This window comes from Rhizobium fabae, from assembly GCF_003985135.1.
Taxonomy (GTDB): Bacteria; Pseudomonadota; Alphaproteobacteria; order Rhizobiales; family Rhizobiaceae; genus Rhizobium; species Rhizobium pisi.
In genome coordinates, this window is the sequence record NZ_ML133646.1 from 233,821 (window position 1) to 255,552 (window position 21,732).

At 63.6% G+C, this 21,732-nt stretch carries 19 protein-coding genes; 13 read left to right on the forward strand and 6 right to left on the reverse strand.

From position 1 onward, the window contains the following. Positions 1-29 precede the first annotated feature (29 nt). Positions 30-869 (forward strand): lysophospholipid acyltransferase family protein, encoded by an 840-nt coding sequence (locus EFB14_RS04240; protein ID WP_126822996.1) that lies wholly within the window; start codon positions 30-32, stop codon positions 867-869. Between the two features lie 20 nt (positions 870-889). Here the strand turns inward: EFB14_RS04240 and EFB14_RS04245 are convergent, their stop codons facing one another. After that, entirely contained in the window at positions 890-1,987 is a 1,098-nt protein-coding gene (locus EFB14_RS04245) for a hypothetical protein (protein WP_125845652.1), read from the reverse strand. A 113-nt stretch (positions 1,988-2,100) separates the two neighbouring features. Here EFB14_RS04245 and EFB14_RS04250 point away from each other — a divergent pair, with 113 nt between their 5' ends. The 3 genes from EFB14_RS04250 to EFB14_RS04260 all read left to right on the forward strand — a co-directional run bounded on the left by EFB14_RS04250 (position 2,101) and on the right by EFB14_RS04260 (position 4,541). Then, positions 2,101-2,685 carry a nitroreductase family protein gene (locus EFB14_RS04250; RefSeq protein WP_126822998.1) on the forward strand — a complete coding sequence of 195 codons (585 nt, stop codon included), beginning with the start codon at positions 2,101-2,103 and terminating at the stop codon, positions 2,683-2,685. After that, a complete protein-coding gene (locus tag EFB14_RS04255; RefSeq protein WP_126823000.1) occupies positions 2,685-3,293 on the forward strand; it encodes a flavin reductase family protein in 609 nt (202 codons plus the stop codon). The genes EFB14_RS04250 and EFB14_RS04255 overlap by 1 nt, the downstream gene beginning before the upstream one ends. A gap of 102 nt (positions 3,294-3,395) precedes the next feature. Then, positions 3,396-4,541, forward strand: coding sequence for a DUF2336 domain-containing protein (locus EFB14_RS04260; RefSeq protein WP_126823002.1), 1,146 nt, complete (start codon positions 3,396-3,398; stop codon positions 4,539-4,541). Here the strand turns inward: EFB14_RS04260 and EFB14_RS04265 are convergent. Then, positions 4,538-4,966, reverse strand: coding sequence for a hypothetical protein (locus EFB14_RS04265; protein WP_126823004.1), 429 nt, complete (start codon positions 4,964-4,966; stop codon positions 4,538-4,540). The two genes, EFB14_RS04260 and EFB14_RS04265, sit on opposite strands and share 4 nt — an antisense overlap. Positions 4,967-5,095: 129 nt before the next feature. Between EFB14_RS04265 and EFB14_RS04270 the strand changes: the two genes are divergently transcribed. Then, a complete protein-coding gene (locus EFB14_RS04270; protein WP_126823006.1) occupies positions 5,096-5,554 on the forward strand; it encodes a GNAT family N-acetyltransferase in 459 nt (152 codons plus the stop codon). Positions 5,555-5,568: 14 nt separating this feature from the next. Here the strand turns inward: EFB14_RS04270 and EFB14_RS04275 are convergent, their stop codons facing one another. The 3 genes from EFB14_RS04275 to parE all read right to left on the reverse strand — a co-directional run bounded on the left by EFB14_RS04275 (position 5,569) and on the right by parE (position 10,328). Then, positions 5,569-6,774: an AI-2E family transporter gene (locus tag EFB14_RS04275; protein WP_126823008.1), complete on the reverse strand. Its 1,206-nt coding sequence runs from the start codon at positions 6,772-6,774 to the stop codon at positions 5,569-5,571. A gap of 115 nt (positions 6,775-6,889) precedes the next feature. Further along, complete coding sequence (locus EFB14_RS04280; RefSeq protein ID WP_126823010.1) at positions 6,890-8,029, reverse strand: esterase-like activity of phytase family protein; 1,140 nt, start codon at positions 8,027-8,029, stop codon at positions 6,890-6,892. Between the two features lie 196 nt (positions 8,030-8,225). Beyond that, positions 8,226-10,328 (reverse strand): DNA topoisomerase IV subunit B, encoded by a 2,103-nt coding sequence (gene parE, locus EFB14_RS04285; protein ID WP_126823012.1) that lies wholly within the window; start codon positions 10,326-10,328, stop codon positions 8,226-8,228. A 209-nt stretch (positions 10,329-10,537) separates the two neighbouring features. Between parE and EFB14_RS04290 the strand changes: the two genes are divergently transcribed. The 4 genes from EFB14_RS04290 to EFB14_RS04305 all read left to right on the forward strand — a co-directional run bounded on the left by EFB14_RS04290 (position 10,538) and on the right by EFB14_RS04305 (position 14,742). After that, entirely contained in the window at positions 10,538-11,437 is a 900-nt protein-coding gene (locus EFB14_RS04290) for an alpha/beta hydrolase (RefSeq protein ID WP_126823014.1), read from the forward strand. A gap of 124 nt (positions 11,438-11,561) precedes the next feature. Further along, positions 11,562-12,332 carry a triose-phosphate isomerase gene (gene tpiA / locus EFB14_RS04295; protein WP_125845642.1) on the forward strand — a complete coding sequence of 257 codons (771 nt, stop codon included), beginning with the start codon at positions 11,562-11,564 and terminating at the stop codon, positions 12,330-12,332. A 122-nt stretch (positions 12,333-12,454) separates the two neighbouring features. Further along, complete coding sequence (secG, locus tag EFB14_RS04300; RefSeq protein ID WP_126823016.1) at positions 12,455-12,970, forward strand: preprotein translocase subunit SecG; 516 nt, start codon at positions 12,455-12,457, stop codon at positions 12,968-12,970. A gap of 143 nt (positions 12,971-13,113) precedes the next feature. Further along, a complete protein-coding gene (locus EFB14_RS04305) occupies positions 13,114-14,742 on the forward strand; it encodes a CTP synthase (protein WP_125845640.1) in 1,629 nt (542 codons plus the stop codon). Positions 14,743-14,792: 50 nt separating this feature from the next. On the opposite strand, the gene EFB14_RS04310 is transcribed toward EFB14_RS04305, so the two are convergent. Next, on the reverse strand, positions 14,793-15,881 hold the full coding sequence (locus tag EFB14_RS04310) for a citrate synthase/methylcitrate synthase (RefSeq protein ID WP_126823018.1): 1,089 nt from the start codon (positions 15,879-15,881) through the stop codon (positions 14,793-14,795). A gap of 83 nt (positions 15,882-15,964) precedes the next feature. On the opposite strand from EFB14_RS04310, the gene EFB14_RS04315 reads away from it, so the two are divergent. The 4 genes from EFB14_RS04315 (at position 15,965) to EFB14_RS04330 (ending at position 21,672) form a co-directional block, all read left to right on the forward strand. Then, positions 15,965-17,110 carry a citrate synthase gene (locus EFB14_RS04315; protein WP_126823020.1) on the forward strand — a complete coding sequence of 382 codons (1,146 nt, stop codon included), beginning with the start codon at positions 15,965-15,967 and terminating at the stop codon, positions 17,108-17,110. Positions 17,111-17,237: 127 nt separating this feature from the next. Continuing rightward, positions 17,238-17,756: a FecR domain-containing protein gene (locus tag EFB14_RS04320; protein ID WP_126823022.1), complete on the forward strand. Its 519-nt coding sequence runs from the start codon at positions 17,238-17,240 to the stop codon at positions 17,754-17,756. A gap of 5 nt (positions 17,757-17,761) precedes the next feature. Then, positions 17,762-19,618: a CHASE2 domain-containing protein gene (locus tag EFB14_RS04325; RefSeq protein ID WP_126823024.1), complete on the forward strand. Its 1,857-nt coding sequence runs from the start codon at positions 17,762-17,764 to the stop codon at positions 19,616-19,618. 98 nt (positions 19,619-19,716) lie between these two features. Continuing rightward, entirely contained in the window at positions 19,717-21,672 is a 1,956-nt protein-coding gene (locus EFB14_RS04330; RefSeq protein ID WP_126823026.1) for a DEAD/DEAH box helicase, read from the forward strand. Positions 21,673-21,732 lie beyond the last annotated feature (60 nt).

Below are 21,732 nucleotides of genomic sequence, written 5' to 3' on the forward strand. Positions count from 1 at the left end.
CTGTGGAGCGGGCTCGTCCCGATGTCGGATTGCGCTTCAAAGAATTATCCTATGCCAATGATGGCGATCCGCGCCTGAAGCGCTGGCTGATCCGCTCGATCGAGAGGCTCTCGGGCCGCGACCGCTTCGTCAGGCTCTACGACCTCTGGCGCAGCGACATCATCGGCAAGAGCAACCGTGTGTTCGGCAAGCTGCTCGATCTGATTAACATCGAACTCGACGTCGACGGCAATTGGCCGCTCGAATCCATCCCTATCGAACCGATCCTCATCGTCGCCAACCATCCCTTCGGCATCGGCGACGGAATCGCCGTTCTGGCGCTTGCCGAACAGCTCGGCCGCCCCTTCAGGGTGCTGATCCATAACGACCTGCTGAAGGTGCCTGAGATGGCGCCTTATTCGCTGCCGATCTCCTTCGAAGAAAGCCGGGAGGCGTTGGCGATGAACATCCGGAGCCGGCACGAGGCGGTGCGGCTGCTCAAGGGCGGCACCACCATCATCGTCTTTCCGGCGGGCGGCGTGGCGACCGCCAGGATGGGCTTCGGACCTGCCGAAGATCTGCCGTGGAAGATGTTTCCGGCAAAGCTCATTCAGGCAGCGGGCGCCAGCGTGCTGCCGGTCTACTTCGAGGGCCAGAACGGCCCCCTGTTTCATCTGGCGAGCCTGATGTCGATGACGCTGCGCCTGTCGCTCTTGATCCATGAATTCAGTCGACTGTCCGGCAGGACGATCACGGCGCATGTCGGCAAAGTGCTGACATGGGAGACACTGAGCAGCGGCAGCGATCGCAGAAGTCTGCTCGACCGCCTCCACGCGGCCGTCTTCTCGATGGCGCCGCCGAAACGCGCCGTCCGAAAAGGCTTCGGCTAAGCCGAACCACTTGTGGGAAATCAATCCAGGCTGGCGCCGTCACCGCCCTGCGGCTCGAGCTGTTCGTAGGAGGGCAGCGGCTGTTCGGGGGCCGGCTGAACGCCGGGCGGCGGCGGGGTGCCGGCCGGCACCTGCTGCACCGTACGGGCCGCACTTACGGGCTGCTGCGGCTGCTGGTCCCTCATGAGAACCTCGACATCGGTGTTTTTGCCGGCGACGACGGTGAAATCGCGCTGGTAGATCTTGTCCTTGTTGCGGGCGACGGCGGAATATCCGCCTTCGGCGAGAACCATCGTCGGAAAGGCGCTGACGCTTTCGCCGACGCTGTCGCCGGCTGCCGTCAGGATCGACCAGGCCGTATCGGCGATCGCCTCGCCACCGGTTTCGGAGACCAGCTTGAAGGTGATCTGCGCAGCGCGGTGCTGGATCGTCGCCTCGGTCAGTTTGCCGGCCTCGACCTGGATGTCGGCGCGGATGACGGCGTTGACGCTGCCATATTCGGAAACGATGTGATAGGTGCCGGCATTGAGGCGGACGACGGTGTTCGGCGAGACATCGGCCATGACGAGACCGCGCTCGCCATCGTCACGCACTTCCGACGAATAGATCGAGAAGCTCAGCTGGTCGGGACGGATGCGGGCATCGGTGCCGGAGACGGCGTTGAGCAGCAGACCGCCGGCATCGAGCACCATCACCTGCTTGTCGACTTCGCCGTCGGCAGGCACGGTCAGTTTTTTGGTGACGCCGGCACGACCGAAGGACACGTTGACGAAATAATCGCCGGGGGCGAGCTGGAAGGCGGCAGGCCCACCCTTGGCGCTGGCGATCAGCGGCAGCTTGCCGTCGGTTCCGGCGATCGGGCTGAAAACGTACCAGGAAAGGCCGTCCTCGACCGGCGTGCCGTCTGATGTCAGCTTGGCCTCCATCGCGACATCGCGCAGCTTGGCGGCCTCGGGCGCCGCACCTGGCGCGATGAAGGCGTTGAGCTTCGGCATCTTCGACGTCGACTCGAGCTGCTTGAAGTCCTTGAAGGCCTCCTGGGCGCCGGCGCCGCAGGTCGTCAATGCCACCAGGGCAAGCGCGAGGCCGATGCGTGCAAAAGGCGAAATGCCAAACATCTGTTTCGTGAACCGATTGACTTCTGAAATCGCAAAGGCCACTTCAAGACCAACGCGATGGCAAATTCAAGACCCACCCTTCGCAGCAGCCTAAAAATGAAAGCTTCTCCCGCATGAAATCCGATATCAAGCTGATCGACTACCTCGCCGTGCGCCGCTCCATCCCCGCTTTCCAGATGTGCGAACCAGGCCCCGAGAAGGCCGAAATCGAGGAGATCCTGCGTCTTGCTTCGCGTGTTCCCGATCACGGCAAGATCGCACCCTGGCGTTTCATCGTTTACCGCGGACAGCAGCGCGCTGATCTCGGCGAAGAGCTTTTGAAGCTGGCGCTCACGGCGAAACCCGAGCTTTCCGAGGAGATGATCCAGGTCGAGCGCACCCGCTTGACCCGCGCGCCGGTGGTCGTCGCCGTGGTCAGCAAGGCGGGTCCGCATATCAAGATCCCGGAATGGGAGCAACTGATGTCGGCAGGCGCGCTTTGCCTCAACGTCATTCTCGCCGCCAATGCCAACGGCTATGTCGCCAACTGGCTGACCGAGTGGTTCGCCTATGACGAACGCGCCTATCCGCTGCTCGGTGTCGGGCCGGATGAAAAGGTGGCGGGCTTCATCCATATCGGCTCGACGACATTTCCGGCGATCGAGCGGCCGCGGCCCGAGCTTGCCGATACCGTGACCTGGGTCGGCGGAGACGACTGATGTTCTACACCACCGACAGCAACCGGCACGGGCTCGCGCATGACCCCTTCAAGGCGATCGTATCCCCGCGTCCGATCGGCTGGATCGGCAGCAAGGGCAGGGACGGTTCGATCAACCTTGCGCCCTATTCCTTCTTCAATGCCGTGGCCGACCGGCCGAAGCTGGTTATGTTTTCCTCGGCCGGGCGGAAGCACAGCCAGCGCAACGCTGCTGAAACCGGCGTCTTTACCTGCAATTTTGTCAGTCGCAACCTCGCAGAGAAGATGAACCTCTCGTCGGCGCCGCTGCCCTACGGCACCAACGAATTCGACTTCGCCTGCTTGACGCAGAAGCAGGCCGAACTGATCGACGCGCCCTATGTCGGCGAGGCTTTCGCGGTGCTCGAATGCCGCGTCACCGAGATCATCGAGCCGAAGACGCTGTCGGGCGCACCTTCCGAAAACGTCCTCGTCTTTGGTGAGGTGGTCGGCATCCATATCGACGAGGCGATCGTCAGAGACGGCCGTCTCGACATGGCGATCGCCCGGCCGGTGGCGCGCATGGGCTACATGGATTACAGCGAAGGCAGCGATGTTTTCGAGATGCTCCGGCCCCGCGTCGAAGCCTAACCGGCAAGGCATACAAAGGCTTAAGAAACATGGTGAACGAATCTTAAACCTTTTATCGCTACGGTCGCAGCAGTGAATGGAGCGCGAGGGAATCGCGTTCAAGTGCTGGGGCATCGAGTGATCGTAGAAGCTTTCCTTCGTTGGATCGAAACGGCCAAGACCGGCGACCGGGCCCGTGCGGCAAACGCGCTTGGTCGGGCCTACCTGCAGTCCGCGATGTCTGCGGACGAACGGAAGGCGGCCGAGATGGCGATGACCTTTCTCCTCGACGATCCGTCGCCGCGTGTGCGGCTCGCGCTTGCCGAGGCGATCGCCTGGTCGCCCGATGCGCCACGCAATCTGATCCTTTCCCTTGCCGAGGACCAGCCCGAGGTCGCCTGCCACGCCGTCACCTGCTCGCCGCTTTTGAGCGATGCCGATCTCGTCGACCTTGCCGCGCGCGGCAACGGCGCCACCCGCATGCTAATCGCTGCCAGAGCCTATGTGACGCGCCCGGTTTCCGCCGCCCTTGCCGAGGTGGGCGACGAGGAGGAACTGCTTTGCCTGCTTGAAAACGACGGCGCGGCGATCTCCAGCCAATCGCTGAAACGCATTGCCGAACGGCTGGGCGACAACTGCGACATCCGTAATCTGCTTCTCGACCGCGGCGATCTTCCCGCCGATGCCCGCCAGCTGCTTACCCAGCATGTCAGCAATGCGCTGGTCGGACTGCCGCTGGCCCAGGCCGCAATCGGCCTGCAGCGGCTTCAGCGCATCAGCCGCGAGGCGACCGAGGCTGCCATCGTTTCGATTGCCGGCGACATCGCGCCGCGCGAAATACCCGATCTCGTGACGCATCTGCGCCTCAACGGCCGGCTGACGCCGTCCTTCCTGATGCATGCGCTCTGCGCCGGCAAGGTGGACTTCTTTGCCGCCGCGATCGTCGATCTGAGCGGCTGTGGCGAGCGCCGGGTGCGGTCGATCCTGGCAACGGGGCGCATGCATGCGGTGCGCGCGCTCTACGAGTCCGCCGGCCTGCCGAGGGACATCAGCGTCATCTTCGTCGAAGCGACGCTGCTCTGGCGCGACGCCGCCAGGAAGGCGCCTGGAAGCGTGCTCGGGAACGTCTGCGGCCGTCTTCTCGAAAAATTCCGCCATCGTGATAGCGCACATGGTGCGGTCGGCGAGTTGCTTGACATGGTGGAAAAGCTTGGTGTCGCCGAACAGCGGCAATCGGCCCGCGTCTATGCGGCGCTTGCGGCAGCCTAATCGTTCAGCCGCGTCACGACCCAGGAATAGCTGGCGGAAACGAAGTGCACGGGTTTGGAAAGCGTCTCCTTGACGTCGCTGCCCGACGGTAAATGCGCGCGGACCTGACCGGCGATGTTTTCAGCAAAACTTGCGAGCCTTACCGGTTCTTCGGCGGGCTCTGGCACGACAGTCGCAACCTCGGGCGTAGCTGCAGGCAGAGGGGAAGCCTTCGGCGCCTCGGCCGCGGCGAGTGCTTTCGGTGCCTCGCACACCGCGATAACCGAGGGATAGTTGACATTGGCATAGGCTTTGAGCCGACGCTCGGCTTCGGCATCGCATGCGGCAACGGTTTCCCAGCGCTTATCGACGGTCGCCACATAATTGCATTGGCTGACGGAATCGTCGCAACCGAGAATGGTCATCGCGATGAGCACCGCTTGCATATTCTGCCTCCTTGGCTATTGAAGCTGACATCGCCTTAGACGGGGCAATTCCAACCGAAAAAAGGCGAACGTATTAACTCTTCGTCATCTCGGCAAAAATTGCGCACCTTGCAAGCATCCGGAGCCAGCATGTCCGTCACCATCGCCCAAGAGCCGCCGCGCCAGGACGCCGTCATCCGTCTTCTCGATCTTTCCGATGCCTATGCGCAGTCGCTCTATCCCGCGGAAAGCAACCATCTGGTTGACCTTTCCTCGCTGGAAAAGCCTTCGGTGAGCTTCCTCGTCGCCCGTAACGACGGAACAATCGTCGGATGCTGCGCACTGGTCGAAGCCGGCGACGGCACGGCCGAGATCAAGCGCATGTTTGTGGATCCCAAGGCGAGGGGGCTGAGGATCGCCAGCGGCCTGATGAACGCGCTGGAGGCGATCGCGAGGGAAAAAGGGCTGGCGGCGATCCGGCTTGAAACCGGCATCTACCAGCCGGAGGCGATCGCCCTTTACCGCAAATACGGATATCGGGATATCGAACCTTTCGGCAGCTATCTGCCGGACCCGCTCAGCCTGTTCATGGAAAAGCGGCTGGGATAAGGGTCGGCGAACGCTCAGCCTTCGGCGATGCGGGGGATCGGTTTCGACGGCGAGGGGGCCTGTTCGTCGATCAGGATCTGCGGTCCCGTCTCGCCCTTTTCGGCGTTGCGGGCCTCGTGGATCCACTCACGCCAGATGGCGACGATCAGCGCCATCAGCACCGGGCCGATGAAGAGGCCGAGGAAACCCATCGTCTTGACGCCGCCGACGAGGCCGAAGAAGGTTGGCAGGAAGGGCAGCTTGATCGGACCGCCGACAAGCTTCGGCCGCAGCGTCTTGTCGACGATGAAGAGTTCGACGGTGCCCCAGACGAAGAGACCGATGCCGGCGACATGCGAGCCACTGGCCAGCAGATAGATCGAGACCAGCGTGAAGGAGAGCGGCGCTCCCCCCGGTATTAGCGCCATCACGCCGGTCAGCACGCCGAGCGTCACCGGCGACGGTACGCCGGCGATCCAGTAGGCGAGGCCGAGCACGATACCTTCGCCGATCGCGATCAGAGTCATGCCCATGACGGTAGAGCTGATCGTCGCCGGCACGACGCGGGAAATGCGCTCCCAGCGGTTCGGTAGGATGCGCTCGCCCAGCATGTCGATCTGCTTGGAGAAGGAGAAGCCATCGCGATAGACAAAGAACAACGCGATCAGCATGAAGAGCAGCGTCAGCAGCAGGTGGAAGGCGCCGCCGCCGGCCGCAAGCACGGCACGGTAGATGTTGCCGATATTGGCGCCGCTGACCGCCTGGATGACCTCGCCCAGGGCGCCGGGACTGCCGATATATTTTGTCCAGACTTCATCGAGGTACGAGCCCGCCAACGGCAGCACGACGATCCAATTGGGCGTCGGGGCGCCTGTACGGTTGGCATGGATCGCCCAGGCGACCCAGGTGCGCACTTCGCCCGTCGTATAGGCGACCGCAAGCCCGATCGGGATGACCAGGAATGTAATGATCATGATGATGGCGATGGTCGCCGCAATCGTCGTATTGCCGCCGACGCGGGCAAGAAGCTTGCGGTAGAGCGGCCAGCTGGCGAAGCCGATGACGAGGGCTGCAAGCACCGGCACGAGGAAGCCGTAGAAGAAATAAACACCGGCCGCGACGATCAGGACCAGCAGCCAGCGCGCCGCCGAAATGGAAGGGATCAGCGGCGTGCGTGTCGGCGACGACGAACCCAGCCATCGCGGCTCATGATTGGCTTTCTGACGGTCGAACACACCCACACGCGCCTCTTCTTATTCTTGTCGTCTGGTTATGGGCCATGAACCCGGCGGTTTCAAGGTCCGCAGCGTGAAAGCGTATACAAAGCGTCGCTATTCGACCGTCAGACGGAGCGTCTTACTGTTGCGGACGGCTGATAACCTTGAAGGCGTAGAATTGCGTCTTCTGGCTGGCCGAGAAATTATTGTCGGAGCCGAGAATGAGAACCTCGCTACCGTCCTTCGCCTTGCCGAGCGACATGGCCTCGATATTGTCGGGAACAAGGCCGATCGCGCGGAGATCGAGCACCTGGCTCTTGCGGGCGGGGACGACGCGCTGGTCGTTCTTGGCGAGCGACGGGATGGCGGATATGTCGGTCGCGTCGGTGAGATCCATCATCATGATCTTGATGTTATTGCCGAAACCCTGGGCATAGCTGCGCTCGACGGCAAGCAGGCGGTGATCGTCGAGGGCGAGCATCTCCGACATGCCGTTGTCGTTGCCGCCGTCGGCCTTCGTGGCGGCCTGCGGGATCGGCGAAACCGGGTAGACGTACTGAGCCTTCGGCTCGCCGGTTGCGCCGTCATAGCGGATGATCCGCGACAAGCTGCCTGATGTCAGCGAGGGGTTTGGGCCGTCCTGATAGAGGGCGGCCTCGACACCGACGAAAACATCACCCGAAGGAGCGACGGCGAGATCCTCGAAGGCGAGGTTGTCTCGGATGCCTGTCGACTTGTCGGCGGTCGGCGCAAAGCCCTCCGGCAGCTTGAATTCGCGAACGAAGGAGCCGTCCGGCGAAGCGACGCGGATGAAGGGCGGCAAGAGCGCCTTGCCGTCGCCTTCGCTGCCCCAGTAGATGCCGTCCTTGCCGAGGCGGATCGATTCCGGATCGACGGTCCTGGAGGTGAAGGGCTCGCCGTTCTTGTCCTTCAACGTGACGCGCTTGACGATGGAGACGTCCTTGAGGCCCGATGCATCGACATCCACATCAAGTTCATAGAAGCGGGCCGGGGCCCTCTCGGAGCGGTCATCGCTGATGGCGATATAGTGGCCGGTGGCGGCATCGAAATCGAGGCCTGATATGCCGCCGAATTCGACACCGTTTTCCATATGGCCTGTGGGGATAACGAATTCACCGAGATAGGAAAGCGAAATGCCAGCGGCGCAATCGCCGAAGGGGCAGGCGGTCCCGAAGGTGGCGCCGATCTCGGTGGCGCTGACAATGACGGTGCTGGACAGCAGAACGAAAGCGGCAGCCGCGAGAAAACGCTTGGTCATATCAAATATCCGGCAAGGGGTTGAAAACGGTCGAACCGGCGCAGCTGCTCCAACGAGGGAAGGCGCGCCAACCGCTTCATGCGCCGGTTGTTTGACGGAGTTGTTACGGTTCTTCGTCAGTTCCGTGAAATCGCGAATGCTAAAATGCGGCGCGCCGGACCGTACCAGTCCGACTGTTCAGCGCGCCCGCGACGCCCTAGATATCGAGGTTCTCGGCGAAGGCCGCGCGCTCCTGGATGAAGCGGAAGCGAGCTTCCGGCTTGGTGCCCATGAGATCGTCGACGGCGCTGCGGGTGCCCTCGAAATCCACCTCGTCGATCAGCACCTTGAGCAGGGTGCGCTTGGCCGGATCCATGGTGGTTTCCTTGAGCTGGGCGGGCATCATCTCGCCGAGACCTTTGAAGCGGCTGATTTCGACCTTGGCCTTGCCCTTGAACTCCGTCTGCATCAGCTCGGCGCGATGATTGTCATCGCGGGCATAGGCGGATTTCGACCCTTGGGTGATTTTGTAGAGCGGCGGCACGGCGAGGAAGAGATGGCCGCCACGCACCAGCTCCGGCATTTCCTGATAGAAGAAGGTGATGAGCAGCGAGGCAATGTGGGCGCCGTCGACGTCGGCATCGGTCATGACGATGATGCGCTCATAGCGTAAATCCTCGTCGCGGTATTTCGAGCGCGTGCCGCAGCCGAGCGCCTGGATAAGATCGGCGAGCTGCTGGTTGGCGCCGAGTTTTTCACGGCCGGCGCTGGCGACGTTGAGGATCTTGCCGCGCAGCGGCAGAATCGCCTGGTTGGCGCGGTTGCGCGCCTGCTTGGCCGAGCCACCTGCCGAATCGCCCTCGACGATGAAGAGTTCGGCGCCTTCGGCGGTGTTCTGCGAGCAATCGGCGAGCTTGCCCGGCAGGCGCAGCTTGCGCACCGCCGTCTTGCGGTTGACTTCCTTTTCCTTGCGGCGACGCAGGCGCTCCTCGGCGCGCTCAATCACCCAGTCCAGCAGCTTGGCCGACTCGTTCGGGTTGTCGGCGAGATAATGGTCGAAGGGATCTCGGAGCGCGTTCTCGACGATGCGCTGAGCCTCGACGGTCGCAAGCTTGTCCTTGGTCTGGCCGACGAATTCCGGCTCGCGGATGAAGACCGACAACATGCCGACGGCGGAGATCATCACGTCGTCGGTGGTGATCTGCGCGGCGCGCTTGTTCTGCGTCAGCTCGGCATAGGCCTTCAGGCCCTTGGTCAGCGCGATACGCAGGCCCGCCTCGTGCGTGCCGCCTTCGGGCGTCGGGATGGTGTTGCAATAGGAATGCACCTGCGGATCGCCGCCATACCAGGTGATCGCCCATTCCATCGAGCCATGGCCGCTGGTCTTTTCGGTCTTGCCGGCGAAGATCTCGCGGGTGACGGTGAACTCCTTGCCCATCGTCGCCTGCAGATAGTCCTTCAGGCCGCCGGGGAAGTGGAAGACGGCCTTATCAGGGACTTCGGAACCTTCCGGCAGCACGCCCGCTTCGCAGCTCCAGCGGATCTCGACGCCGCCGAAGAGATAGGCCTTGGAACGCGCCATGCGGAAAACGCGGGCGGCGTCGAACTTCATGTGATCCCCAAATATCTGGGGGTCTGGATGGAAGCGCACGCGGGTGCCGCGGCGATTGTGGACATCACCCAGTTCTTCGAGCCCGCCCTGCGGCAGGCCGCGGGAGAAGCGCTGGCGGTATAGCTTGCGGTTGCGCGCCACCTCGACCTCGAGGTCGTCGGAGAGCGCGTTGACGACCGAAACGCCGACGCCGTGCAGACCGCCTGACGTCTCATAGGCCTTGCCGTCGAATTTGCCGCCGGCATGCAGCTTGGTCATGATGACTTCGAGCGTCGACTTGCCCGGGACCTGCGGATGGTTCTCCACCGGGATGCCGCGGCCGTTGTCGGAGACGGTCAGGTAGCCCTGCAGATCGAGATGCACTTCGATGAAATTGGCGTGTCCGGCGACGGCTTCGTCCATCGCATTGTCGATGACTTCGGCAAAGAGGTGATGCAGCGCCTTTTCGTCGGTGCCGCCGATATACATGCCCGGGCGCATGCGCACCGGCTCGAGGCCCTCGAGGACGCGGATGGACGAGGCGCCATACTCATCCGAGTTCGACGCGGCAGGTGCAGGGCGCGCGGAGGCTCCGGCAATTGAGGATGCTGCTGCGACGACGGGCGCAGCCGTCACCGGCGGCCGTTCGGCCGCAACGGCAGGCTTCTGCGCCTCCTCCCGTTTTTCAGAGAGGGGCAGTCCGGAAAAAAGGTCTTTGCTGTTGTCCATGGAGCCGTTCAGATCTTCATCCTGTCTTGGGCTGGTATCCGCCGCCGACCCAAAATCACCGCATTTCACGTCACGTTTGCGAATCAGACAGATTCTGCCAGAAAGCACCTCTATACGCGACACCGCCAGACTTGGCGGGCTTTTCAGACATGATTTGCGTTGCCGGGCGCAGAATGGCAAGCGGCGGCAGGCTTCAGGAAACCATCCGCATGCGAATGTCCACAAGTCATTGCACCATCATCACTGCAATTGCGGCCTTTTTCCTATCCACGGCCGTGCTTTCCGCCGGCGGACCGGCGCGGGCGAGCGATACGCTGGGACCCTTCAAGGACGATCTGTTCTCGAAGCAGACCGTGCTGCAGACTGGGGATGACGGTGCCTTGGAGGTCATCGACTATGACGAGACGCGCGATATCAACGGCCGCGACCAGATCCCGGAGAAGCGAGCACAGCAGAAATATGTGGCGCTCGGCATCCGCAAGGCCCAGGCGGATGAAACGCTCTCGCTCGACGGTATCAGGCTCGATGTCACCAGGGTGGGACCGGCCGCGAATGCCGCCTTTACGGTGATCTTCATCCACGGCCGCGACGGCGATCGCCGTCTCGGAGCCAACGACTACAGCTTCGGCGGCAATTTCAACCGGCTGAAGAACCTCGTCGCCGGCAATGGAGGCGTCTATTATTCGCCAACGGTGAGAAGCTTCGACAGCAACGGCGTTGCGGCGATCGAAGGCCTCATCCGCTATGCCGCCGCACAATCGCCCGGTCGGCCGATCGTCCTTTCCTGCGCTTCCATGGGCAGCCAGGTCTGCTGGGGCATTGCGCGCGACGGCGACAGTGTCAAGCGGCTGAAGGGCATGCTCATCATGAGCGGGGTGACCGATCCCGATTTCGCGAAGAGCCCGTTCTACAAGGCGAAACTGCCGCTCTGGTTCGCGCACGGCAGCCGCGACCCGGTCTATGCCGCAGCCGACCAGCAGGCGCTGTTCGAAGGCCTGCACAAGGCGAAATATCCGACGCGCTTCACGCTGTTTCAAACCGGAAACCATGGAACGCCGATCCGGATGATCGACTGGCGCAGGGTGTTGAACTGGATTCTCGCCGGCTGAGAACGAATTCGGCAGAAATATGCGCGAGATCGCAGAGATTCCCCTTACGTCAAGGGCATGATGCTTTTCTTTGCCGCACGCTTTTGATATTGCCCCAGGGATATGCAGTTTGTGGAAGGCCGGCATGACCCCTGACGTGCGCCCGCTTGTGGCGGGAAATTGGAAAATGAACGGCACGCGTGCCTCCCTGGATCAGATCAAGGCGATCGCCGAGGGCGTTCGCCCTCCGCTCGCTAACAAGGTCGAGGCGCTGATCTGCCCGCCGACGACGCTGCTCTACGTGGCGACGGCGCTCTGCACCGACAGCCCGCTTGCGATCGGCGCGCAGGACTGCCACCAGAAGCCGTCAGGCGCCCATACCGGCGATATCTCGGCCGAGATGATCGCCGACAGTTTCGGCACCTATGTGATCGTCGGCCATTCCGAGCGGCGCACGGACCATGCCGAGACGGACCATCTGGTCCGCGCCAAGGCGGAAGCCGCCTTTGCCGCCGAGTTGACCGCGATCATCTGCATCGGCGAGACGGCGGACGAACGTCGCGCCGGGCAGGAACTCGACGTCATCAAGCGTCAGCTTTCCGCCTCCGTTCCCGATGCGGCAACCGCGGAGAACACGGTCATCGCCTATGAGCCGATCTGGGCGATCGGCACCGGCGTGACGCCGACATCAGGCGATGTCGAAAAGGCGCATGCCTTCATGCGTGCCGAGCTCGTGGCCCGCTTCGGCGATGAAGGCCGCAAGATGCGCCTTCTCTACGGCGGGTCGGTGAAGCCCGCCAATGCCGTAGAACTGCTTGGTATCGCCAATGTCGACGGAGCGCTGATCGGCGGAGCGAGCTTGAAAGCCGCCGACTTCCTCGCCATCTACCGGGCGTATGACGTGCTGCTCGCCTGAGAGGCATTGTTTATTACTGGGTTTATTCCTGGCCGAAGGGCTTGGAATAGATCAAAGCCTCATGTAAAGAGCCGCCAGAATTTCTTATTTATGTCCGTCTCCGCACGGGCAGGACTGGACCCATGCAGACAGTATTGATTGTCATCCATCTCATGATTGTGCTCGCCCTCGTCGGCGTCGTGCTCATCCAGCGTTCGGAAGGCGGCGGCCTCGGAATCGGCGGCGGCTCGGGCTTCATGTCGGCCCGCGGCACTGCCAATGCGCTGACGCGCACGACAGCGATCCTTGCGACCCTGTTCTTCCTCACCTCGCTTGGCCTCGGCATCCTGACACGTTACGAGGGCCGTCCGAGCGATATTCTCAACCGTATTCCGGCAACGGGCGGTCAGGGCAACGGCATTCTCGATTCGCTCGGTGGCGGCGCGCAGGCTCCGGCCCAGCCGGCCGGCAACGGCGTTCCGAACAGCGGCACTGCTGCGCCGGCACCGGCTGTCCAGGCACCTGCAACGTCTGCGCCTGCAACCCAGGCACCGGCTGCAAATGCACCAGCGGCGAGTGCCCCGGCAGCTCCGTCGGCGACTGCTCCGGCAACGCCCGCCGCGCCGGCCCAGCCCTCCGGCGTCCCGACGGGACAGTAAGCCGGTCTTCGACATAAACCGCCGGCAGGCCCTCGGGTCTGCCGGTTTTCTTTTGTGCAGATTCCAGCGCCACGCACCGAAAGTTCCGGAAAAGAATTTTTGGGCTGGTGGAATCGTTTTTGAAAAGGTATCCGGTGAATCCCATGGCGCGATACGTATTCATCACTGGCGGCGTGGTTTCCTCTCTCGGAAAAGGAATTGCGGCCGCGGCTCTCGGAGCGTTGCTGCAGGCCCGTGGATATCGGGTCCGGCTTCGCAAGCTCGACCCCTATCTGAACGTGGACCCGGGCACGATGAGCCCGACCCAGCACGGCGAGGTCTTCGTCACCGACGACGGCGCGGAAACCGATCTCGATCTCGGCCATTACGAACGCTTCACGGGGCGTTCGGCAACCAAGACCGACAACATCACCACCGGCCGCATCTACAAGAACATCATCGACAAGGAACGGCGCGGCGATTATCTCGGCGCGACGGTGCAGGTCATTCCGCACGTCACCAACGAGATCAAGGATTTCGTCACCGAAGGCAATGACGACTACGATTTCGTCATCTGCGAGATCGGCGGCACGGTCGGCGACATCGAGGCGATGCCCTTCATGGAGGCGATCCGCCAGCTCGGCAACGACCTGCCGCGCGGCACCGCCGTCTACGTCCACCTGACGCTGATGCCCTATATTCCGGCGGCCGGCGAACTGAAGACCAAGCCAACGCAGCATTCCGTCAAGGAGCTTCAGGCGCTCGGCATTCATCCCGACATCCTGCTGGTGCGCGCCGACCGGGAAATCCCGGAAGCCGAACGCCGCAAGCTCTCGCTGTTCTGCAACGTGCGGCCGTCCGCCGTCATCCAGGCGCTCGATGTCGCCAATATCTACGACGTGCCGATGGCCTATCACAAGGAAGGCCTCGACGACGAAGTGCTTGCCGCCTTCGGCATCGAGCCGGCCCCCAAGCCGCGCCTCGACCAGTGGGAAGAGGTCTGCAACCGCATCCGCACGCCGGAAGGCGAAGTCACGATTGCGATCGTCGGCAAGTACACCGGCCTCAAGGATGCCTATAAATCGCTGATCGAGGCGCTGCACCACGGTGGCATCGCCAACCGCGTCAAGGTCAAACTCGAATGGATCGAGTCCGAGGTCTTCGAAAAGGAAGATCCGGCGCCCTATCTCGAAAAGGTGCACGGCATCCTCGTGCCCGGTGGCTTCGGCGAACGCGGCTCGGAAGGCAAGATCCATGCGGCGCGTTTTGCCCGCGAACGCAAGGTGCCGTATTTCGGCATCTGCTTCGGCATGCAGATGGCCGTCATCGAGGCTGCCCGCAACCTTGCCGATGTACCCAATGCCTCTTCGACCGAATTTGGTCCGACGAAGGAACCGGTGGTCGGCCTGATGACTGAGTGGGTGAAGGGCAACGTGTTGGAAAAGCGCGCAGCTTCCGGCGATCTCGGCGGTACGATGCGCCTCGGAGCCTACAAGGCGGCGCTGAAGAAGGGCACGAAGATCTCCGATATCTACGGCTCGACCGATATTTCCGAGCGCCATCGCCACCGCTACGAAGTCAATATCGACTACAAGGACCGGCTCGAGAACTGTGGCCTCGTCTTCTCCGGCATGTCGCCTGACGGTGTGCTGCCGGAGACGATCGAATATCCCGATCATCCCTGGTTCATCGGCGTGCAGTACCACCCCGAACTGAAGAGCCGGCCGCTCGATCCGCATCCGCTATTTGCAAGCTTCATCGAAGCGGCGACGGAACAGAGCCGCCTCGTCTGAGCACGGCTGGCGATCGGCGGCGGGGACATGCCCGCCGCCGAATTCGACCATCAGGCAGCGGCCGGCAACGGTCCCGTATAGACTGAACGCGGGCGGATCAGCCGGCCGTCGAGCGCCTGCTCACGTGCATGCGCCAACCATCCCACGGTACGGCCGATCGCGAAGGCGCCGGTGAAGGCCTGACGTGGAAAGCCGAGCGCTTCGAGCAGCAGCGCGGTGTAGAATTCGACATTGACGTCGAGCGGCCGGTTCGGCTTGCGCGCTTTCAGGATCGCCAAGGCAGCGGCCTCCACCGCCTCGGCAAGTTCACCGCGGGCGCGGTTCACCTGTCCTGACACCATCAACGGCTTCAGAGCGCCCTTTAGCGCATCGGCACGCGGATCGCGGACGCGGTAGATGCGGTGGCCGAAACCCATCAGCCGCTCGCCGCGGTCGAGCGCGCCGCCGAGCCACGGGTAAGCATTCTCCGCCGTTCCGATCGCATCCAGCATGTCGAGCACGGGACCAGGCGCACCACCGTGTAGCGGTCCCTTCAGCGCGCTCAGCGCCGCCAGCACGGAAGAGGTAAGGCCTGCCTGCGTCGAGGCGATGACGCGGGAAGCAAAGGTCGATGCGTTGAGGCCATGATCCGATATCGTCACGAGATAGGCGTCGAGTGCGGCCGACTGTTCCCAGGTCGGCGATTTGCCGGTCAGCATGCGCAGGATATCGGCCGCCTGTGGCAGCGAGGCGTCCGGCGCGATCGGTTTCTGACTGCGCTGCAGTCGCAAAACCGCCGGCAGGAAGACGGCGGGCGCTGCCAGAAGGTTGAGCACGGTGTCGAAATCCTCGCCGTCCGGCAGCCGGGCGATCAGCGCCCGCATTGCATCGACCGGCGGTAAAGCGAGCAGGGAGGCGTCGGCGGCCCTGACATGGTCAAATACCCCAATTCGCGCTTTCGCCAGCCAGTCACGCAATTGTGCTTCGCCGACACTTCGTTCCATCAACCCGTCAAGCAACAATGCAGCGACGCCTTCATAGCTGCTGTTTGCGACCAGATGATCCAGCGATACGCCGCGGATGATCAGTCGCCCTGCTTCGCCATCGACATCCGAAAGCTGCGTTTCGGCGGCAATGACATCTTCCAAGCCGTTTTTCATAGGTTTTCTCCTTTACGACACGGATGATCTGACCTAGCGTCATTGACGTCAATCTTGATGCAATTGATCAATATGAGGCACCGATGTCGTGGCTGACCGCCGAGGAGGCGCTGCAAGCGCTGAAGACCAAGCCGCAGACGCTCTACGCCAATGTCAGCCGTGGACGCATCCGGGCCAAGCCCGATCCCGCCGATCCACGCCGCAGTCTCTACCAGGCCGCCGACGTGCAGCGATTGGCCGAGCGTCATGCCGGTCGCCGCAAGGCTGAAACAGTTGCAGCTGAGACGATTCGATGGGGCGACCCGGTTCTCACTTCGGCGATCTCGACCATCATCGGCGGACGCCTGTTCTATCGCGGACGGGATGCAGCCACCTTTGCTGAAGCTGCGACGCTGGAGCAGACGGCAGCGTTGCTCTGGAATAGCGCGGAAACACTCTCTTCCGGCACGGGAGCCGGACATGCCTCTCCATCGCTTCAGGCTGCTTTTCTCGCGCTTGCAGGGCGGCTGACATCAGATCTGCCGTCGCTCGGCCGATCGCAGGCGGCACTTCGGCGCGAGGCCCACGGGGTTCTCTCCACCGTCGCCGATGCGTTGGCGCCCGGACTTGCGGGTGAGCTGTTGCATCTGAGGCTTGCGGCCAGCTGGCAGCGGCCGGATGCAGCCGATTGCCTGCGTCGCGCGCTGGTGCTGCTTGCCGACCACGAACTCAATGCCTCGACCTTTGCGGCGCGCGTCACGGCATCAGCGGGTGCCGCCCTTTCGGCGGCCGTGCTTTCCGGCCTCGCGACGCTGACAGGGCCGCTGCATGGCGCCGCCTGGCAAGGCATCGATGCCTTGATCGAGGCCGCTTCCGGCTTCGGAGCGGAGCAGGCAATCCGCCGCACGCTTGCCCAGGGCAACCACCTGTCGGCCTTCGGCCATCCGCTCTATCCCGAAGGCGATGTCAGGGCTCTGGCGCTGCTTTCGCACTTTCCTCTGCCGCCGCAATTTGCCGAAGTCCGGGAAATTGGCGAGGAGATCGTCGGCGACAAGGTCAACGTCGATTTCGCGCTGGCGGCGATGGCTGCCGCCTTCGATCTCCCACGAGAGGCGCCGATCATCGTCTTTTCGCTTGCCCGTTCCGCCGGCTGGCTGGCGCATGCGATGGAGCAGATCGAGAGCGGCCAACTGATCCGGCCGCGGGCGCGTTATGCCGGACCCGCCCCGGAAGCCGTTACCGGCCGCTGAGGCTTGGCATCGCTTTGCTTTTTTCGCATAGGGAAACATCCGAATTCGGCTATCATGCTCCAAATGGAAGAAGACGGTTGGCGGGCACTCTCTTAAAAGCTGTTCCGCACGGTCAAAGGGGCTTTCCATGCACACTATGCTTCGCAGTCTGCTTGTCGCCACACTTGGTGTCGGCCTGTTTTCACATGCGGCGGCCTTTGCTCAGTCTGCCGGCTGCGCGGTGTCGCGCGATGCCAGCGCTCGCCAAGTGCTCACGTGTCCGGGCGGCGTCAAGGTGACGGCAGAGGCCGGCGCTTCCTTCCGCCTCACCGACCGCAACGGTGATGGCAGCCCCGATTCCCTGTCGCTGCGCAGCAAGGCTGTCCTCGTCGATGTCGATAGCAGCCAGCACGCGGGCAGCTTCCAGGTCGTGACGCCGCAGGCGATCGCCGCCGTGCGTGGCACGCAATGGGCCGTCGATGTCGCAAGCGGCAAGACCTCGGTGCTGGTCGTCAGAGGCAGCGTCGGGGTCCGTCGGCCGACGGGTAAGCCGGTGGTGTTGTCGCCAGGCGAGGGTGTCGATGTCGGCAGCGGAACGGAGCCGCTCGTCGTGCGCCGCTGGCCGGCGCCGCGTGCCGCCGCCCTTCTTGCCCGCCTCGGCCAATAAATATCATGAACCATCGCTTGCAGACCGTGATCGCGCTGCTGCTCGCCGGTCTCTGGGGCGCCGCGCTCGGCTACATCAATTTCAATGCCGGCAGCGGCCTCCTCGACCGGATGGAAGCTTCGCTCGCCGATATCCGTAGCGCCATCATCGGAGCGAAGGCGCCGCCTCCCGTCGTCTCGATCGTCGCGATTGACGACCGCACGGCGGCGGCTCACGGATATCCGCTGGATCGGGCGACACTCGCGCGCCTCGTCAATGCGATCACCGCCCTGAAGCCGAAGGCGCTGGCGCTCGACATTCTGCTCGTCGATCCCGGGCCGGAAGAGGGCGACGCGGCGCTTGTCGCAGCCCTTCACCGGGGGCCGAGCGTGATCGCGGCCGCGGCCACCTTTGCGCAGAGCCGGCAGCGGGTCACCGACGCGGCGGACGATCTGCTTGCCGCCATCCCCGAGGCAAACCAGCTTTTGTTGCCGCTTCCCCGCTTTGCCGAGGCGGCCGCGGTCGGCATCGTCAATGTCGCCACCGATCAGACCGGCACGCCGCGCTTCATTCCACTGATCTCGCGCGCCGCGGACAGGCTGGATCCGGCTTTTCCGCTGCGCGCCGCCTCGGTCGCGCTCGGCGTCGATCCGACGATCGAATCCAATGCCATCATGCTCGGAAGTCTGCGCGTTCCGACAGATGTCGGCCAGCGCCTGCCGGTGACCTTCTACGGCGGACGCGGCAGCATCGCCACCTTCAGCGCCGCCGACGCACTGGATGGCAAGCTTTCGGCGGATGCCGTCGCTGGCCGCGTCGTCGTCATCGGTTCGACGGTCACCGGCGGCGGCGACGTCTTCCCGACCCCGTTCGATCCGGTGATGCCCGGCGTCGAGGTAATGTCGACGGCGATTACTCATCTCATTGCGGGCGACGGCATGGTGCGCGACCACAGGATAAGGCTGATCGATGCCGGGACCGCCGTCGGCCTGCCGCTTGTGCTCGTTTCGCTGATCGCCTGGCGACGGAGCGCCGTCGGCTACCTCATCATCGTGCTTATGCTGATCGTCTGGGCGATGATCAACCTGTCGGCCTATGCGCATGGCTACTGGCTGAGTGCGGCGCTGCCGATCGCAGCCGCGCTGCCGCCGGCGCTGATCGTCGGCGCGGCCGAACTCTGGCTCGACCGCGGCCGCGCCCGCCATTACGCGGAGCAGAGCGCGCTGCTGCAGCGCATCGAGGCGCCTGGCCTAGGGGAGTGGCTGGCGCGCGATCCGAATTTCCTGGCCAAGCCCGTGCGCCAGAACGCCGCCGTCGTCTTCATCGATCTCTCCGGCTTCACCGGCCTCAGCGAAAATCTCGGACCGGTCAAGGTGAGCGAGGTGCTCAGCGGCTTCTTCGAACTGATAGACGAAGAGGCGCGCGCCCATGGCGGCGCCATCACCAGCTTCATGGGCGACGGGGCGATGATCCTGTTCGGCCTGCCGGAGCCGGCCGAGGACGATGCCGCTCGCGCGGCTGCCTGCGCGGTCGGCCTGTGCGACCGCACCCGGGCCTGGCTCAGGGTGCATGCCGGCTTCGCCCAAAAGAAGATCGGCTTCAAGGTCGGCGCCCATTGCGGCCCGATCGTCGCCTCGCGGCTCGGCACCGGCGACCGGCAGCAGATCACCGCGGCGGGCGACACCATCAATGTCGGCAGCCGCCTAATGGAGGTGGCCGCCCGCCATGGTGTCGAGCTCGCGCTCAGCGCCGAAATCGTCCGTGCCGCAGGCCCTGACAGCGTTGTCATGCAGTCCGGCCGGATGGAGGGGCCATTGGACACGGCGCTGCGCGGCCGGGCAAGCCGCATCGACGCCTGGCTGTGGCGAAGCCACACGCTTTGACAATCGCCGCGGGAGCGGCTAGGAACGGCGCAAATACCCCGCCGGCAAGCTCCGGCCATGGCGCAACACGCGCCTGACAGCTCCGAAAGATCGAACTCATGACAGAATTCAACGGCGTCGTTCCGGCGATCGCCAAGGCGTTGCAGAAGCGCGGTTACGCCGAACTCACCCCGGTGCAGAAGGCGATGCTCGACCCGGCGCTTGCCGCTTCCGACGCGCTGGTCTCGGCCCAGACAGGCTCCGGCAAGACCGTTGCTTTCGGACTAGCGCTGGCGCCGACGCTGCTCGAGGGCAGGGAGCGCTTCGGCAATGCCGGCGCACCGCTTGCCATCGTCATCGCCCCGACGCGCGAGCTTGCGCTACAAGTGAAGCGCGAGCTCGAATGGCTCTATGAGATGACCGGTGCAGTGATCGCCAGCTGCGTCGGCGGCATGGATATCCGCAGCGAGCGCCGCTCGCTCGAACGCGGCGCCCATATCGTCGTCGGCACGCCCGGCCGTCTCTGCGACCATATTCGCCGCAAGGCGCTCGACATGTCGGAATTGAAGGCCGCCGTGCTCGACGAGGCCGACGAGATGCTCGATCTCGGCTTCCGTGAAGATCTGGAATTCATTCTCGATTCGGCGCCGGATGAACGCCGCACATTGATGTTTTCGGCGACAGTGCCGACCGCCATTGCCAAGCTCGCCAAGAGCTATCAGCGCGATGCCGTGCGCATCAGCACACAGGCTGAGGAAAAGCAGCATGTCGATATCGAATATCGTGCGCTCATGGTGGCCCCGAGCGACCGCGAAAACGCGATCATCAACGTGTTGCGCTATTACGAGGCGACCAACGCCATCGTCTTCTGTTCGACACGCGCTGCCGTCAATCATCTGACCGCGCGGTTCAACAACCGCAATTTCGCTGTGGTGGCGCTTTCCGGCGAGCTGACGCAGAACGAACGCAGCCACGCGCTGCAGGCGATGCGCGATGGCCGCGCCCGCGTCTGCATCGCGACCGACGTCGCCGCCCGCGGCATCGACCTTCCGGGCCTCGATCTCGTCATCCATGCCGACCTGCCGACCAATCCGGAAACGCTGCTGCACCGCAGCGGCCGCACCGGCCGTGCCGGGCGCAAAGGCATCAGCGCCATGATCGTGCCGCTGAATGCACGGCGCAAGGCGGAGCGCCTGCTGGAGAATGCCGGAATTTCGGCTGCCTGGGCGCGGCCGCCGTCGGCCGAAGAGGTGAGCGAGCGGGACGACGAGCGGCTGCTCGCCGATCCGATCTTCTACGAAGCGCCGCAGGAGGAAGAGCAGGGGCTGGTGCAGCAGCTTCTCGCCAGCCACGGCGCCGACAAACTCGCGGCCGCTTTCCTGCGCCTTTATCGCACCAATCATTCGGCGCCGGAGGACCTTATCGAGGTTGCCGTCTACGAAGACCGCAGCCGCAAGCGCCGCGACAATGCTGAGCCCTACGAGCCGGCACAGAAGGGACCGCGCGAAGATTTCGGCGCCAGCGTCTGGTTCTCCGTCTCGGTCGGGCGCAAGCAGAATGCCGAGCCGCGCTGGCTGATCCCCATGCTCTGCCGCAACGGCAACGTCACGAAGCGCGAGATCGGCGCGATCAAGATGCAGCCCGAGGAAACCTATGTGGAGATCGCCGCAGCAAGCGCGGAAAGCTTCCAGGAGGCCCTCGGTCCGAACAAGACACTGGAACGCGGCATCCGCGTGACCCGGCTTTCCGGCACGCCGGATTTCAGCCGGGCGTCATCGCCGAAACCTTATGCCGGCAAGGCGTCCCGTGACGAGCGGCCGGACGATTCGTTCCGCAGCGAGCGGCCGAAGAACAAGTTCGGCAAGGGTCCGGGCGGCGGATATGCCGCAGCCGATAGTGGCAGCCAGGAAAAGCGGGACAGCAAGCCCTGGAGCAAGAAATCGGGCAAGCCCGGCTTCGAAGGTCCGAAACCCGACAAGCCAAAATACGACAAGCCGAAATTCGAGGGCCCCAAAAGAGAAGGCAAAGGCGGCGCCGGGCCGAAGGCCAAGTTTTCGAAGAAGAAGCCGGCCTGATTTCGCCGGCACCTCTCTGCCGCGGCGAGTGGGGAGCTTGGCGTGATGTATTCAGCGGGG

Excerpts from the sequence above, each read along its gene's own strand:
- EFB14_RS04245 (WP_125845652.1), bottom strand. The coding sequence starts at position 1,987 with ATGTTTGGCATTTCGCCTTTTGCACGCATCGGCCTCGCGCTTGCCCTG.
- EFB14_RS04250 (WP_126822998.1), top strand. The coding sequence starts at position 2,101 with ATGAAATCCGATATCAAGCTGATCGACTACCTCGCCGTGCGCCGCTCC.
- EFB14_RS04255 (WP_126823000.1), top strand. The coding sequence starts at position 2,685 with ATGTTCTACACCACCGACAGCAACCGGCACGGGCTCGCGCATGACCCC.
- EFB14_RS04265 (WP_126823004.1), bottom strand. The coding sequence starts at position 4,966 with ATGCAAGCGGTGCTCATCGCGATGACCATTCTCGGTTGCGACGATTCC.
- EFB14_RS04270 (WP_126823006.1), top strand. The coding sequence starts at position 5,096 with ATGTCCGTCACCATCGCCCAAGAGCCGCCGCGCCAGGACGCCGTCATC.
- EFB14_RS04280 (WP_126823010.1), bottom strand. The coding sequence starts at position 8,029 with ATGACCAAGCGTTTTCTCGCGGCTGCCGCTTTCGTTCTGCTGTCCAGC.
- parE (WP_126823012.1), bottom strand. The coding sequence starts at position 10,328 with ATGGACAACAGCAAAGACCTTTTTTCCGGACTGCCCCTCTCTGAAAAA.
- EFB14_RS04290 (WP_126823014.1), top strand. The coding sequence starts at position 10,538 with ATGCGAATGTCCACAAGTCATTGCACCATCATCACTGCAATTGCGGCC.
- tpiA (WP_125845642.1), top strand. The coding sequence starts at position 11,562 with ATGACCCCTGACGTGCGCCCGCTTGTGGCGGGAAATTGGAAAATGAAC.
- secG (WP_126823016.1), top strand. The coding sequence starts at position 12,455 with ATGCAGACAGTATTGATTGTCATCCATCTCATGATTGTGCTCGCCCTC.
- EFB14_RS04305 (WP_125845640.1), top strand. The coding sequence starts at position 13,114 with ATGGCGCGATACGTATTCATCACTGGCGGCGTGGTTTCCTCTCTCGGA.
- EFB14_RS04310 (WP_126823018.1), bottom strand. The coding sequence starts at position 15,881 with ATGAAAAACGGCTTGGAAGATGTCATTGCCGCCGAAACGCAGCTTTCG.
- EFB14_RS04315 (WP_126823020.1), top strand. The coding sequence starts at position 15,965 with ATGTCGTGGCTGACCGCCGAGGAGGCGCTGCAAGCGCTGAAGACCAAG.
- EFB14_RS04320 (WP_126823022.1), top strand. The coding sequence starts at position 17,238 with ATGCACACTATGCTTCGCAGTCTGCTTGTCGCCACACTTGGTGTCGGC.
- EFB14_RS04325 (WP_126823024.1), top strand. The coding sequence starts at position 17,762 with ATGAACCATCGCTTGCAGACCGTGATCGCGCTGCTGCTCGCCGGTCTC.
- EFB14_RS04330 (WP_126823026.1), top strand. The coding sequence starts at position 19,717 with ATGACAGAATTCAACGGCGTCGTTCCGGCGATCGCCAAGGCGTTGCAG.